The sequence below is a fragment of the Winslowiella sp. 2C04 genome (genome assembly GCF_050037805.1).
Taxonomy (GTDB): Bacteria; Pseudomonadota; Gammaproteobacteria; order Enterobacterales; family Enterobacteriaceae; genus Erwinia; species Erwinia toletana_A.
The window spans coordinates 131238-143819 of the sequence record NZ_CP188300.1 but is presented as its reverse complement, the minus strand read 5'-3'; the positions used below and the strand labels follow the sequence as shown (position 1 = coordinate 143819).

Here is a 12582-nt window from a genome sequence, read left to right as displayed (position 1 = left end):
ACGCTATTACTTAACAGCGTCTTTCAGTGCTTTACCAGATACGAATGCCGGTACGTTTGCAGCAGCAATTTTGATTTCGTTGCCAGTCTGCGGGTTGCGGCCAGTACGCTCAGCACGGTGGTTAACTTTAAAGGTACCAAAACCAACCAGTTGTACAGCATCACCTTCTTTCAGAGACTCAGTAATCGCAGCCAGGGTGGATTCCAGAGCAGCTTTAGCCTGGGTCTTAGACAGGTCCGCTTTGTCCGCAATTACATCAATCAGTTGAGTCTTGTTCATAAGTTATCCTTACAGTGTATTTATCGCTTGCTAAGCATCAAGTGCGAGGGAAAAGCCAGCATTCGGCACTCTTCAGCCTGCACGCACCGATAGCAACATTTTTCAGCCCCCCAAATGTAGACCAGACAGGGGGCGAATGTGAAGCCTTTAGGCATGACAAATCAGGCGTGAAGTCACGTTTTATCGCCTTACTGCTGAAAATTTATACCGATGTTACTGATTCCCGACTCGCGCAGGTCAGATCGCAGTCCTTTAATCAGGTCCAGGTCCCGCTCCTCGCAGGCTGCCAGCAGGCGAAAAATCTCCCACTGGATGTCCCACTCCTCTTCCACTGCAGGATTAACTTTTAGCTCATCATCGGTCATTTCGCGACCGGCCTGAGTCATTTCGAGGATAGCAACGGTCGTGATCGAAGTTTCACTCACTTCGATGGCATGACTAAAGGTTTCACCGCTCAGACGTGAGTGCAGCAACTCGCTCAGCGCCACGCAGGCATCAATAGCCGGGTGAACGCCGTAAACATCGTAATCCTCTGCCGCTGGAATCGCCTCTTCCAGTTTTTCCAGCTGGCTGTCGAAATTCACTTTGGCATCTTTCACCACCAGCGTTTCCCATACCAGATCGAGGATGCGGCGATACAGCTGAGGATCGGCAAAACCGGTCTGCTGGCAGAATGCCCAATAGTTGGGATACATACGCTCGCACAGGCAAGCCATAAAAGTAACGTGCTGCCAGCTTTCCAGCTTTTCCAGCCGCAGATGAATCGGATTACGTAACATGTTGGGATCTCATAGACATTGACGCGCGGCCTGCAGTGTACCTGAAAAGCCGCTGACTCACACCGTTAACCCTGTTGCTGCCAGCGCACGAAAGCGCTGCGCTGTGAGGCGACGGCGTCTGCCCAGCGGGTCGGTTCCGGCAGGCGATAACCCGCCATACAGTTCTCTACCCACTGTAGCGCGGTATCCAGACTGACGCGATGACCGCCTGAAACAAACAGCGGGTTACAGCGTTTTTTACTGCGCCATACCCAGCCGATCTGCTCGCCTTTATCCAGCAGCGGCTGACGGGAGCCCGGTTCTTCATCAAGCGGCTCAAAACGACCGCACAGACGTCGCTTTGCCACGCCAATGGTCGGCACATCCACCAGCAGCCCAAAATGGCTGGCAACGCCCAAGCGTCGCGGATGCGAAATGCCGTGACCATCGACCAGCACCAAGTCGGGTCGATGCTCCAGCATCTGCCAGGCAGCCAGTAGCGCAGGATATTCTCGGAAGGAGAGGAAGCCCGGAATATAGGGCATGGTGGTGGCGATGCGCGCCACCTTGTATTCAACCAGTTTTAACGAAGGATATTCCAGTATGACCAGCGCCGCGCGGGTAACCTCACCCTGCTGCTCGAATCCGACATCCGCGCCAGCAATCAGGCGCGGCGGCAAACAGTCAAAGTCATCGTGGCGAACCACTTCCGCTGCACGGGCCAGCTGCTCAGCGCGCAGCGCCTGAATATCCATGCTTACTCCTGATGGTAAGGACGCGATAACGCGTGTACTGCCTCCACAAAGGCACCGGCATGCTCTGGTGGCACATCCTGATGAATACCGTGCCCCAGGTTAAATACATGGCCGTTACCCTTACCGAAGCCTTGCAGAATGCCAGCAACTTCCTGCTGAATGCGTTCTGGCGAAGCATAAAGCATCGACGGGTCCATATTGCCCTGTAACGCGACTTTGTCACCGACGCGACGACGCGCATCGGCGATATCAGTCGTCCAGTCCAGGCCCAGCGCATCACAACCGGTTGCCGCCATCTCTTCCAGCCACTGACCGCCGCCTTTAGTAAACAGCGTTACCGGCACACGGCGGCCTTCGTTTTCATGCAGCAGGCCGTCGACGATTTTATGCATGTAGTACAGGGAGAAATCACGATAGTCGCGACCGGTCAGCACGCCACCCCAGGTATCAAAAATCATCAGCGACTGCGCACCCGCACGGATCTGAGCGTTCAGATACAGCGTGACGCTATCTGCCAGCTTATCCAGCATCAGATGCAGCGTTTCCGGCTCGGCATACATCATTTTTTTGATTTTGGTGAAGGCTTTGCTGCTACCGCCTTCAACCATGTAGGTCGCCAGCGTCCACGGACTGCCGGAGAAACCAATCAGCGGCACTTCACCCTGCAGGTTTTTACGAATGGTGCGTACAGCGTTCATCACGTAACCCAGTTCGTGCTCCGGGTCCGGGATTGGCAGTTTTTCCACATCGGCGCGACAGGTAATCGGCGATGAGAAACGTGGGCCTTCACCGGTTTCGAAGTAGAGCCCTAAGCCCATCGCATCAGGAATGGTCAGGATATCGGAGAACAGGATCGCCGCATCAAGCGGATAACGTCGCAGTGGTTGCAGCGTGACTTCACACGCCAGCTCGGCATTCTTGCACAGTGACATAAAGTCACCCGCCACTGCGCGAGTGGCTTTGTACTCTGGCAAATAACGTCCTGCCTGACGCATCATCCATACCGGGGTGATATCAACGGGCTGGCGCAGCAGAGCACGCAGGTAACGATCGTTCTTCAATTCACTCATCATCAGACTCTCTCAAAAACAGGTGCTCAGTATATCACTCATTGCGCTTCGGCGCGGCACAGTGCAACAGTATCCTCAATCAGCCGACGGGCCACCGTACCCGGCGGCGGTAACAGCGGCAGCTCGTCATAGCGATACCAGCCAGCGTCAATCAGCTCTTTACCATCGTGCTGCAACTCACCGGCATCGTATTCGGCCATAAACGCCATCATCAGTGAATGAGGAAACGGCCACGGCTGCGAAGTCACGTAACGCACGTTTTTCACTTTGACGCTGCTCTCTTCCATCACTTCACGCGCCACGGCTTGCTCCAGCGTTTCGCCGACCTCAACAAATCCGGCCAGTACGGTATAAATACCGTTGCGATGGCGGGCATGCTGCGCCAGCAGTATCTCGTCGCCACGGCGAATGGCGACAATAATGCAGGGCGCGATTTGCGGATAGTAACGCTGACGACAATGGCCGCAGAGACAGGCATTTTCACTTTTGCTGTGGTGCATTTCGTGGCCGCAATAACCGCACCAGCGATGAGAGCGGAAGAATTCTGCCAGCTGGACCCCGCGCCCCGCCAGTTGAAACAACCCGACATCCTGATCGATAATTTGCCGTACCGATCCCATATTTTCCGCGCGGTTCTCGCGGATCAACCACACCTTTTCACCCTGCCATTCACCGATCAGCGATCCTCTCGATCCTGTCAGCCCGAAAGTTTCCGCATTACCATGCGGCAGATCCCCCTTCGGTAACCAAAGTTTCTGCTCATGGCTGACAACCCACCAGCCAGCGTCTACGCTTGAGATCTCATGTTCCATAAAATTTGTTATCCTTTGCTTTAACAGGCACTCTGTAGTACTGATGTTAAGTATTCGGAAAGATGCTTATAACTATAATACCCAAAGTAGCAGGGTATTTACTCAACGGAGTTGATCATGCTTAACCAGTTAGATGCTCTGGCCGCACGCGTCGGTGGTAGTAATGAACTGGTGGATCTCTGGTTAAATGCCCGCAGACCGCTACTGGCCGCCTATTATCAGTTAGTGGGTATTAAGCCTAACAAAGATCCACTGACCGTACTTGACGATGAAGCTCTGGATAACTTTTGTCAGAGACTGGTGGACTACCTTTCCACCGGACACTTCAATATTTACGAACGTATCATTGATGAACTGCAGGGTGATAGCCCGCTGATTGCGGCCTCCCAGATTTATCCGGCGCTGCAGGCCAACACTGAACGCATCATGGATTATTACGATACTCACCTGGAAACGGCGATTGATGATGACAACTGTCTGGAATTCCAGCAGGCATTATCCGGCGTCGGTGAAGCGCTTGAAGCACGCTTTACTCTTGAAGATAAGCTGATTCAGCTCGCCTTCGACCACAAATTGCGCCCACAGCCAGCGGCCAATGAGCCTGCTCTGGTTCGTCCGGCGTAAGGTTGCTCAGGTAGTAAATTTGTTGTAGTTTGCCAAAAGCCCCCCTATGCTGGAGGGGCTATTTTTTGGTTGTGTTTTATACGACCAACATCTTGTCGGAGTGCCCCCCGGGGCTGAGACCGTTAATTCGGGATCCGCGGAACCTGATCAGGTTAGTACCTGCGAAGGGAACAAGAGTAAACAATCTTTTTCGGTGTTTGCCGACACGTCGTCACACCGTCTGTTACTCCCTCCGAACTCCGGACAAGCCATTTTTCCTTGTAATCAGGATATGAGCTATGTCTACCGTTGAGAAAAAATCCCGTCGTCGTGAGCAACGCGCTCAGGCCCAACAGTTTATCGATTCCCTGCAAGGCACCGCTTTTCCCAATTCCAGACGAATTTATCTGAGCGGTTCACGCGCGGATATTCGTGTGCCAATGCGTGAAATTCAGCTGAGCCAGACCATGGTGGGTGGCAGCAAAGATCAGCCAAAATTTGAGGATAACGAGCCGGTCCCGGTGTACGACACTGCCGGTCCGTATGGCGATCCGAGCGCCAGCATTGATGTCCATACTGGCCTGGAGAAATTACGTGCCGGCTGGATTGCTGAACGTGGTGATACACAAGAGATCGACCAGCTCAGCTCAAGCTATAGCCAGCAGCGGCTGGCCGATGAAGGACTGGAGCATTTGCGCTTTGATAACCTGCCGCGCCCGAAGCGCGCGCTGGCCGGTCGCTGTGTCACCCAGTTGCACTATGCTCGCCTCGGCATCATCACGCCGGAAATGGAATTTATCGCGCTGCGGGAAAATATGGGCCGCGATCGCATCCGCGGTGAGGTTCTGCTGCAACAACATCCCGGCAACAGTTTCGGTGCACAGCTGCCGGAAAATATCACCGCCGAATTTGTCCGCCAGGAAGTGGCCGCAGGTCGCGCGATTATCCCGGCCAATATCAATCATCCGGAATCGGAACCGATGATTATCGGCCGTAACTTCCTGGTGAAAGTGAATGCCAATATTGGTAATTCCGCGGTCACCTCTTCGATTGAAGAGGAAGTGGAGAAACTGGTGTGGTCTACCCGCTGGGGTGCCGACACGGTAATGGATCTCTCTACCGGCCGCTATATTCACGAAACTCGCGAATGGATTTTGCGTAACAGCCCGGTGCCGATTGGTACGGTGCCGATTTATCAGGCGCTGGAGAAAGTGAATGGCATTGCCGAAGACCTTAACTGGGAAATCTTCCGCGATACGCTGCTGGAACAGGCCGAACAGGGAGTGGATTATTTTACTATTCACGCCGGTGTGCTGCTGCGCTACGTGCCAATGACCGCGAAACGTCTGACCGGTATTGTCTCACGTGGCGGATCGATTATGGCCAAATGGTGCCTGTCACATCACCAGGAGAGCTTCCTTTATCAGCATTTCCGCGACATCTGCCAGATTTGCGCCGCCTATGATATTTCGCTGTCATTAGGCGACGGCCTGCGCCCCGGCTCGATTCAGGATGCCAATGACGAAGCACAGTTTGCCGAGCTGCGTACGCTGGGTGAGTTGACGAAAATCGCCTGGGAATATGATGTGCAGGTGATGATTGAAGGTCCGGGCCATGTGCCGATGCAGATGATTCGCCGGAATATGACCGAACAGCTGGAACACTGCCATGAAGCACCGTTCTATACCCTCGGCCCGTTAACCACCGATATTGCGCCAGGCTATGACCATTTCACCTCAGGCATTGGCGCGGCGATGATTGGCTGGTTCGGCTGTGCGATGCTCTGTTACGTAACGCCTAAAGAGCATCTTGGCCTGCCAAACAAGGAGGACGTCAAACAGGGACTGATCACCTACAAAATTGCCGCCCACGCCGCCGACCTCGCCAAAGGCCATCCGGGCGCGCAGATCCGCGATAACGCCATGTCAAAAGCACGCTTCGAATTCCGCTGGGAAGATCAGTTTAACCTGGCACTGGACCCGCATACCGCCCGGGCTTACCACGATGAAACTCTGCCGCAGGAATCCGGCAAAGTGGCACATTTCTGTTCCATGTGCGGCCCGAAATTCTGCTCAATGAAGATTACCCAGGAAGTGCGTGAATATGCCGCGCAGCAAGAGGCAATGGCACAGCCGATTGAGGTCGGCATGGCGCAGATGTCGACGGAATTCCGCAGTCGCGGCGGCGAACTTTATCACCCGGCCGATGGCCTGCAACAGGAGGAAAATGTATGAGCGCGCCCTTCCCTGCCACTGAAAAAAAACTCGGGCTTTATCCAGTGGTCGACAGTGTGGAATGGATTGCCCGCTTGCTGGACGCGGGTGTTCGCACCATCCAGTTGCGGATAAAAGATCAGCCTGACGAGGCAGTAGAACCGGCGATAGCTGCAGCCATCGCGCTGGGTAAACGCTATCGCGCACGTTTGTTTATCAATGATTACTGGCAGCTGGCAATTAAACATAACGCTTACGGCGTGCATCTCGGTCAGGAGGATCTGGATGTGGCCGATTTAGCCGCAATACGCAATGCCGGGCTGCGGCTGGGCCTTTCCACCCACGACGACGCTGAGCTGGATCGGGCGCTTGCCGTGCGCCCCTCTTATATCGCACTCGGCCATATTTTTCCTACCCAGACTAAAGATATGCCCTCTGCGCCACAGGGGCTGAATGAACTGAAACGCCATATTCGCCGTCTGGGCGATATTTCTACCGTAGCAATCGGCGGCATCAGCATTGAGCGGGCACCCGAAGTGCTGGCCTGCGGTGTCGGCAGTATTGCGGTGGTCAGCGCCATTACTCAGGCGGCAGACTGGCGACAAGCCACGCAAACTCTGCTGACGCTGACAGAGCCACAAGGGGCTGAGCATGCTGAATGACAGTGACTTCCTGCGCTACAGCCGTCAGCTGCTGCTGGAGGAGTTCGGCATCGAAGCTCAGGAAAAATTGCAGCACGCCAGCGTACTGATCGTCGGACTGGGCGGTCTGGGCTCACCTGCCGCGCTTTATCTGGCGGCCGCGGGAGTGGGCAAATTGCTGCTGGCAGATGACGATAAATTGCATATCAGCAATTTACAGCGACAGATTTTGTTTCGCAGTAGCGAAATCGGACAGCCAAAAGCGCTGCTGGCTCAGGGACATTTGCAGGCGATTAATCCACAGGTGGAGTCAATCGCGCTGGAACAACGAATGGATCCGCTGTCGCTGAAGACCGCATTACAACAGGTCGATCTGGTGCTGGACTGCAGCGATAACATGACCACGCGTCAACAGGTGAATGCCGCCTGTGTTGCCAGCAACACACCGCTGGTCAGCGGCAGTGCGGTTGGCTTCGGCGGCCAGTTGATGGTCATCACCCCGCCGTGGACGCAGGGTTGCTACCGCTGCCTGTGGCCGGATGAAGCGGAACCCGAGCGTAATTGCCGTACCGCAGGAGTACTTGGCCCGGTCGTCGGTGTAATTGGCACGTTGCAGGCGCTGGAAGCCGTTAAATTACTGGCCGGACATCCATCACCGCTCAACGGCAAACTGCGACTGTTTGATGGCCGTCAACAGACCTGGCGCAGCTTAAATCTGCAGCGCTCGCCACACTGTCCGGTTTGTGGAGGCGAGTCATGAGGATTGTGGTCAATGACCAGCCGATAACGCTGGATATGCCGTTGTCGATTGTGGCGCTGCTTGAACAACTGGAACACCACCAGCCCGGTACCGCGCTGGCGGTTAATCAGACCATTGTGCCACGCGCCCATTGGCCGTCTTATCAGTTACAGGAGGGCGATGAACTGGTGATTTTCCAGGCCATCGCCGGAGGTTGATATGCTACACATTGCAGACAAAAGCTTTTCATCACGCCTGTTTACCGGAACCGGAAAATTTGCCACGCCAGGATTGATGCTGGAGTCGATTGCCGCATCAGGTTCTCAGCTGGTCACTATGGCGATGAAACGTGTTGACCTGAAAGGCGGAGATGATGGCATCCTCGCCCCGTTACAGCAGCTTGGCGTGCAGCTTCTGCCCAATACTTCAGGGGCAAAAACCGCGGCGGAGGCGATATTTGCCGCGCACCTGGCCCGTGAAGCGCTGGGCACTCACTGGGTAAAACTCGAAATTCATCCCGATATGCGCTACTTATTGCCGGATCCCATCGAAACGCTGAAAGCTGCCGAACAGCTGGTTAAAGATGGATTTGTGGTGCTGCCCTACTGCAGTGCCGACCCGGTATTGTGTAAGCGCCTGGAAGAAGCGGGCTGTTCCGCAGTGATGCCTCTTGGTGCGCCTATCGGCAGCAATCAGGGATTAAAAACCCGCGATTTACTGGCGATCATCATCGAACAGGCAAAGGTGCCTGTCGTCGTCGATGCCGGTATTGGCGCACCCAGCCATGCCAGCGAAGCGCTGGAAATGGGCGCAGATGCGGTGCTGGTTAATACCGCGATTGCGGTGGCACGTGACCCGGTGCAGATGGCGCGGGCCTTTAAGCTGGCGGTGGAGGCTGGAGAACTGGCATGGCACAGCGGGCTGGGTGTATCGCAGCAGCAGGCGGTCGCGTCCAGCCCGCTTACCGCATTTTTGCAGCACGGTGAGGTATCATCATGAATGACTTTATCTCACGCTGGCAAACCCTGAACTGGGATGATATTACCCTGCGTATCAACAGCAAAACTGCCGCCGATGTTGAACGTGCTTTGAATGCTTCGCGCGTCGGACGTGAAGAGTTGATGGCGTTGCTGTCACCAGCAGCGGCGGCTTATCTCGAACCGCTGGCGCAAAAGGCACAGCGGCTGACGCGCCAGCGGTTCGGTAATACCGTTAGCTTCTATGTTCCGCTCTATCTCTCCAATCTGTGCGCCAATGACTGCACTTACTGCGGTTTCTCAATGAGCAATCGCATCAAGCGCAAAACGCTGGACAGTGATGAAATTGCCCGAGAATGTGAAGCGATACGCGCAATGGGATTCGATCACTTATTGCTGGTGACCGGCGAACATCAAAGTAAAGTGGGCATGGACTATTTTCGTCAGCACCTGCCGGCGATTCGACAGCGCTTTAGCTCGTTGATGATGGAAGTGCAGCCGATGTCGCAGGATGAATACGCTGAGTTAAAAACTTTGGGGCTGGATGGCGTACTGGTGTATCAGGAGACCTATCATCAGGCGGTGTATAGCCAGCATCATCTGAAAGGTAACAAGCAGGACTTCTTCTTCCGACTGGAAACCCCCGATCGTCTTGGACGTGCCGGGATCGATAAGATCGGTCTGGGCGCGCTGATCGGCCTGTCTGACAGCTGGCGTACCGACTGCTTGATGGTTGCTGAACACCTGTTATGGTTGCAGCAAACTTACTGGCAAAGCCGTTACTCACTCTCCTTCCCGCGCCTGCGGCCTTGTGCCGGCGGCATAGAACCCGCATCGATTATGAGCGAAAGCCAGCTAGTGCAGGTGATTTGCGCGTTTCGTCTGTTCTCACCGGATGTGGAACTGTCGCTGTCAACGCGTGAATCGCCGTTTTTCCGCGATCATGTGGTGCCGCTGGCGATCAACAGCGTCAGCGCCTTTTCCAAAACTCAACCGGGTGGCTATGCCGATAATCGCCCGGAACTTGAACAGTTTGCTCCCCATGATGCCCGCACACCGCAGCAGGTTGCTGCCGCGCTGAGCAAGGCGGGTTTGCAGCCAGTATGGAAGGACTGGGATGGTTATCTGGGACGCATCCCGCATCAAACCGTAAGCTGAAGCAACGACGACAGAAAGTTATCGGTACAGGCCGCAAGCCGCCAAAGCATCGCTGGCTGCAATGACCGACAGCGCTATAGTGGCGCTGTCGGTAGCAATTTCGTTATCGTCCGGGGCCGGTTGTTATCCCTTCAGGCTGGCCCCGCCTTCAACTTCTGCTACTGCTACTGCAGCAACGGGTATGCAACTCGCCATCGCACGCTCAACGGCTGCCCCGACTGTCGCCAGCGCCCGCTCGGTCTGTGGCGTGACCGCCAACGCGTAATTCAACCGCAAACAGTTACGATATTTACCCGAGGCGGAAAATAGCGAACCGACGCTAATCTGGATATGTGATTCTCGCAGTTCGCGGTTAAGTCGCACTGCATCGAATGCTTCCGGCAGCTCAATCCACATCAGAAATCCGCCCTGCGGACGACTGACGCAAATACCGCAGGGAAAATAGTGGCGCACCCAGTGGGTGAAAATAGTGAGGTTGCGCTGATAGTGCATGCGCATCTTACGCAGATGCGGCTGATAGTATCCCTGACGGATAAACTCAGCGACCGCCAGCTGAGTCTGGGTCGCGGTCGAGCCGGTGCCAATATATTTCAAATGCAGAACCCGATTAAGATAGCGGCCCGGCGCTACCCAGCCGACCCGCAATCCAGGTGCCAGCACTTTGGAAACCGAACTGCACAGCAGCACACGGCCATCTTCATCCATTGACTTGATGCTGAGCGGACGGGGATATTCGTAGACCAGCTCGCCATACACATCATCCTCAATAATGCCGATATCATAACGCTGCGCCATCGACAGCAGCGCCCGTTTGCGCGCCTCGGGCATGATAAAGCCCAATGGGTTATTACAGTTGGGTACGACGATCACGGCTTTTATCGGCCACTGTTCCAGCGCCAGCTCCAGCGCTTCAAGGCTGATGCCGGTAACGGAGTCGGTCGGGATCTCAATGACTTTGATACCAAAACCGCGCAGTGTCTGCATGGTACCGTGAAAGGTCGGCGACTCGACGGCAATAATGTCTCCCGGCTGACAAATGGCGCGGATCGAAACTGACAGCGCCTCGTGGCAGCCGGTGGTAATCACAATCTCATCCGGCGACAGCTGACAACCACTGTCTATTGCCATCCGCGCCACCTGCTCACGCAGTGCCGCGACACCGTAAATATTGTCGTAATTCAGCATGCGCGGATCTTGCTTCTGCGCCAGGCGGCTGATGATTTTCCATAACGGTTTGATGGTCGGCTGGCTGGTATCAGGCATACCGCTGCCGAGCTGCAAAGTGTCTTCGTCCAGCCGGGAATTAATTAACTCGAGCACCGATTCCCACTGGGTGATTTCGACCGGGCGCTGTGCCGGTCGGGTGATCGGCGGTACCGGCGGCTTCGATTTACAGGGTGTGACGAAATAGCCCGATCGCGGCTGTGGAGTGATCAGCTGTTTCTCCTCAAGCAGGTGATAAGCCTGTTGCACGGTGCTGATACTGACACCATGCTCAGCACTCAGCGATCGTACCGAGGGCAGTCGTTCGCCTCCCTGATACAGCCCCTGCTCAATCCGCTGTGCCAGCAGCGTTGCCAGATGTTGATAGCGCGTCATCGTATTACACTCACCTTAATCAGCCAGGTAAAAACCAGTACAGATCGCAGTAAAACCGACCATTCAGAAGTACTATCCGCCATTCTGTATGTTAAATAAAGGTGAATTTTGCATCTGTATTGAAAATCACTTTGCTCGCAAAATGGTTCTCAGATACCGGATGAGGAACAGATGATGGAATTTAATGAGAACCGTGCGGGTAAACCTTTTAAGCAGTCACCTTTTCGTTTGATGTTTATTCTGCCGTATCGCCTGTGGAAGGCGTGGCTACTGCGAAAGCAAACGCGGAAAATTTTATCGGCACTGAGTGACGCGCAACTGCGGGATATCGGCTTAACGTGTGAGGATGTCAGGCGCTATAAATAGTGTGTGTTGTTATTGGGCGAAGGATCAGCTTCGCCCCTTTTTTGCTAAATCAGTTACCGCGATAGGTAGAGTAACCGTACTGACTCAGCAATAACGGAATATGGTAGTGCTGATCGGTTTTAGTCACATGGAAAATCACCGGAATTTCCGGGAAGAAGGTATCCTGCTTCACTTTCTGGTAGTAATCGCCGGTTTTAAAAACCACTTTGTAGTCACCTTCAGCGAAGTCTTTACCTGCCGGATAGAGCGCGGTAATACGACCATTTTGATCGGTCGTACCCGATGCCAGTTTCACCCACTTATCCTGTTGTTTCTGTTCCAGCTCGACGTTAACCCCGGCAGTCGGTACGCCAGTTTGCAGATTGAGTACGTGTACGCTTAACGGATTTTTTGCCGCTGGCGCTTCAGCCGCGACCGCAGACAGTGATAAAAGTGTGGCAGAAGCCAGTAAAGCAGAAGGTAATAATTTCATTATGATGTCCTTAACATTAGGTGGCCTGATAAAAATACGCATGCACCGTTCAGAACGCCATTAATCGTTGAAATATACGAAATTTCCCAGGTCAGCCAAATTCTGTGCATAAAAAAACCGCTCCGAAGAGCGGTTTTTAT

At 54.3% G+C, this 12582-nt stretch carries 15 protein-coding genes and 1 riboswitch; of the genes, 8 read left to right on the top strand and 7 right to left on the bottom strand.

Annotated elements, in window-relative coordinates; genetic code table 11:
* Positions 1 to 6 precede the first annotated feature (6 nt).
* The 5 genes from hupA to nudC all read right to left on the bottom strand — a co-directional run bounded on the left by hupA (position 7) and on the right by nudC (position 3674).
* Entirely contained in the window at positions 7 to 279 is a 273-nt protein-coding gene (hupA, locus tag ACP3TC_RS00695; protein ID WP_017803060.1) for a nucleoid-associated protein HU-alpha, read from the bottom strand.
* Positions 280 to 467: 188 nt separating this feature from the next.
* Positions 468 to 1058: a YjaG family protein gene (locus ACP3TC_RS00690; protein WP_313854297.1), complete on the bottom strand. Its 591-nt coding sequence runs from the start codon at positions 1056 to 1058 to the stop codon at positions 468 to 470.
* A 65-nt stretch (positions 1059 to 1123) separates the two neighbouring features.
* Positions 1124 to 1792: a deoxyribonuclease V gene (gene nfi, locus ACP3TC_RS00685; RefSeq protein WP_313854300.1), complete on the bottom strand. Its 669-nt coding sequence runs from the start codon at positions 1790 to 1792 to the stop codon at positions 1124 to 1126.
* A 2-nt stretch (positions 1793 to 1794) separates the two neighbouring features.
* Positions 1795 to 2862: a uroporphyrinogen decarboxylase gene (hemE, locus tag ACP3TC_RS00680; RefSeq protein WP_313857828.1), complete on the bottom strand. Its 1068-nt coding sequence runs from the start codon at positions 2860 to 2862 to the stop codon at positions 1795 to 1797.
* A gap of 38 nt (positions 2863 to 2900) precedes the next feature.
* Positions 2901 to 3674: an NAD(+) diphosphatase gene (nudC, locus tag ACP3TC_RS00675; RefSeq protein WP_426817319.1), complete on the bottom strand. Its 774-nt coding sequence runs from the start codon at positions 3672 to 3674 to the stop codon at positions 2901 to 2903.
* Positions 3675 to 3791: 117 nt separating this feature from the next.
* On the opposite strand from nudC, the gene rsd reads away from it, so the two are divergent.
* The 7 genes from rsd (at position 3792) to thiH (ending at position 10005) form a co-directional block, all read left to right on the top strand.
* Positions 3792 to 4298 (top strand): sigma D regulator, encoded by a 507-nt coding sequence (rsd, locus tag ACP3TC_RS00670; protein WP_426817318.1) that lies wholly within the window; start codon positions 3792 to 3794, stop codon positions 4296 to 4298.
* A gap of 86 nt (positions 4299 to 4384) precedes the next feature.
* Positions 4385 to 4485: riboswitch (TPP riboswitch) on the top strand.
* Positions 4486 to 4576: 91 nt separating this feature from the next.
* Complete coding sequence (gene thiC, locus ACP3TC_RS00665) at positions 4577 to 6511, top strand: phosphomethylpyrimidine synthase ThiC (RefSeq protein ID WP_313854304.1); 1935 nt, start codon at positions 4577 to 4579, stop codon at positions 6509 to 6511.
* Positions 6508 to 7152, top strand: a complete 645-nt coding sequence (gene thiE / locus ACP3TC_RS00660; protein WP_313854305.1) for a thiamine phosphate synthase — start codon at positions 6508 to 6510, stop codon at positions 7150 to 7152. Before thiC ends, thiE begins: the two co-directional genes overlap by 4 nt.
* Positions 7142 to 7891: a HesA/MoeB/ThiF family protein gene (locus ACP3TC_RS00655; RefSeq protein WP_426817317.1), complete on the top strand. Its 750-nt coding sequence runs from the start codon at positions 7142 to 7144 to the stop codon at positions 7889 to 7891. The genes thiE and ACP3TC_RS00655 overlap by 11 nt, the downstream gene beginning before the upstream one ends.
* Complete coding sequence (thiS, locus tag ACP3TC_RS00650) at positions 7888 to 8088, top strand: sulfur carrier protein ThiS (RefSeq protein ID WP_313854307.1); 201 nt, start codon at positions 7888 to 7890, stop codon at positions 8086 to 8088. Before ACP3TC_RS00655 ends, thiS begins: the two co-directional genes overlap by 4 nt.
* A gap of 1 nt (position 8089) precedes the next feature.
* Positions 8090 to 8869 carry a thiazole synthase gene (locus tag ACP3TC_RS00645; protein ID WP_313854309.1) on the top strand — a complete coding sequence of 260 codons (780 nt, stop codon included), beginning with the start codon at positions 8090 to 8092 and terminating at the stop codon, positions 8867 to 8869.
* Positions 8866 to 10005 carry a 2-iminoacetate synthase ThiH gene (thiH, locus tag ACP3TC_RS00640; RefSeq protein ID WP_313854311.1) on the top strand — a complete coding sequence of 380 codons (1140 nt, stop codon included), beginning with the start codon at positions 8866 to 8868 and terminating at the stop codon, positions 10003 to 10005. Before ACP3TC_RS00645 ends, thiH begins: the two co-directional genes overlap by 4 nt.
* Before the next feature lie 123 nt (positions 10006 to 10128).
* Here thiH and ACP3TC_RS00635 read toward each other — a convergent pair whose 3' ends face one another.
* Complete coding sequence (locus ACP3TC_RS00635; protein ID WP_313854313.1) at positions 10129 to 11604, bottom strand: PLP-dependent aminotransferase family protein; 1476 nt, start codon at positions 11602 to 11604, stop codon at positions 10129 to 10131.
* Between the two features lie 171 nt (positions 11605 to 11775).
* Here ACP3TC_RS00635 and ACP3TC_RS00630 point away from each other — a divergent pair, with 171 nt between their 5' ends.
* Positions 11776 to 11970 (top strand): DUF1127 domain-containing protein, encoded by a 195-nt coding sequence (locus ACP3TC_RS00630; protein WP_390902466.1) that lies wholly within the window; start codon positions 11776 to 11778, stop codon positions 11968 to 11970.
* A gap of 49 nt (positions 11971 to 12019) precedes the next feature.
* Here ACP3TC_RS00630 and uraH read toward each other — a convergent pair whose 3' ends face one another.
* Positions 12020 to 12442, bottom strand: coding sequence for a hydroxyisourate hydrolase (uraH, locus tag ACP3TC_RS00625; RefSeq protein ID WP_313854315.1), 423 nt, complete (start codon positions 12440 to 12442; stop codon positions 12020 to 12022).
* Positions 12443 to 12582 lie beyond the last annotated feature (140 nt).

Coding starts and splice junctions, on each gene's coding strand:
- thiC (WP_313854304.1), top strand. CDS start 4,577: ATGTCTACCGTTGAGAAAAAATCCCGTCGTCGTGAGCAACGCGCTCAG.
- ACP3TC_RS00635 (WP_313854313.1), bottom strand. CDS start 11,604: ATGACGCGCTATCAACATCTGGCAACGCTGCTGGCACAGCGGATTGAG.
- rsd (WP_426817318.1), top strand. CDS start 3,792: ATGCTTAACCAGTTAGATGCTCTGGCCGCACGCGTCGGTGGTAGTAAT.
- ACP3TC_RS00630 (WP_390902466.1), top strand. CDS start 11,776: ATGATGGAATTTAATGAGAACCGTGCGGGTAAACCTTTTAAGCAGTCA.
- hemE (WP_313857828.1), bottom strand. CDS start 2,862: ATGAGTGAATTGAAGAACGATCGTTACCTGCGTGCTCTGCTGCGCCAG.
- hupA (WP_017803060.1), bottom strand. CDS start 279: ATGAACAAGACTCAACTGATTGATGTAATTGCGGACAAAGCGGACCTG.
- thiH (WP_313854311.1), top strand. CDS start 8,866: ATGAATGACTTTATCTCACGCTGGCAAACCCTGAACTGGGATGATATT.
- nfi (WP_313854300.1), bottom strand. CDS start 1,792: ATGGATATTCAGGCGCTGCGCGCTGAGCAGCTGGCCCGTGCAGCGGAA.
- ACP3TC_RS00645 (WP_313854309.1), top strand. CDS start 8,090: ATGCTACACATTGCAGACAAAAGCTTTTCATCACGCCTGTTTACCGGA.
- ACP3TC_RS00690 (WP_313854297.1), bottom strand. CDS start 1,058: ATGTTACGTAATCCGATTCATCTGCGGCTGGAAAAGCTGGAAAGCTGG.
- ACP3TC_RS00655 (WP_426817317.1), top strand. CDS start 7,142: ATGCTGAATGACAGTGACTTCCTGCGCTACAGCCGTCAGCTGCTGCTG.
- uraH (WP_313854315.1), bottom strand. CDS start 12,442: ATGAAATTATTACCTTCTGCTTTACTGGCTTCTGCCACACTTTTATCA.
- nudC (WP_426817319.1), bottom strand. CDS start 3,674: ATGGAACATGAGATCTCAAGCGTAGACGCTGGCTGGTGGGTTGTCAGC.
- thiS (WP_313854307.1), top strand. CDS start 7,888: ATGAGGATTGTGGTCAATGACCAGCCGATAACGCTGGATATGCCGTTG.
- thiE (WP_313854305.1), top strand. CDS start 6,508: ATGAGCGCGCCCTTCCCTGCCACTGAAAAAAAACTCGGGCTTTATCCA.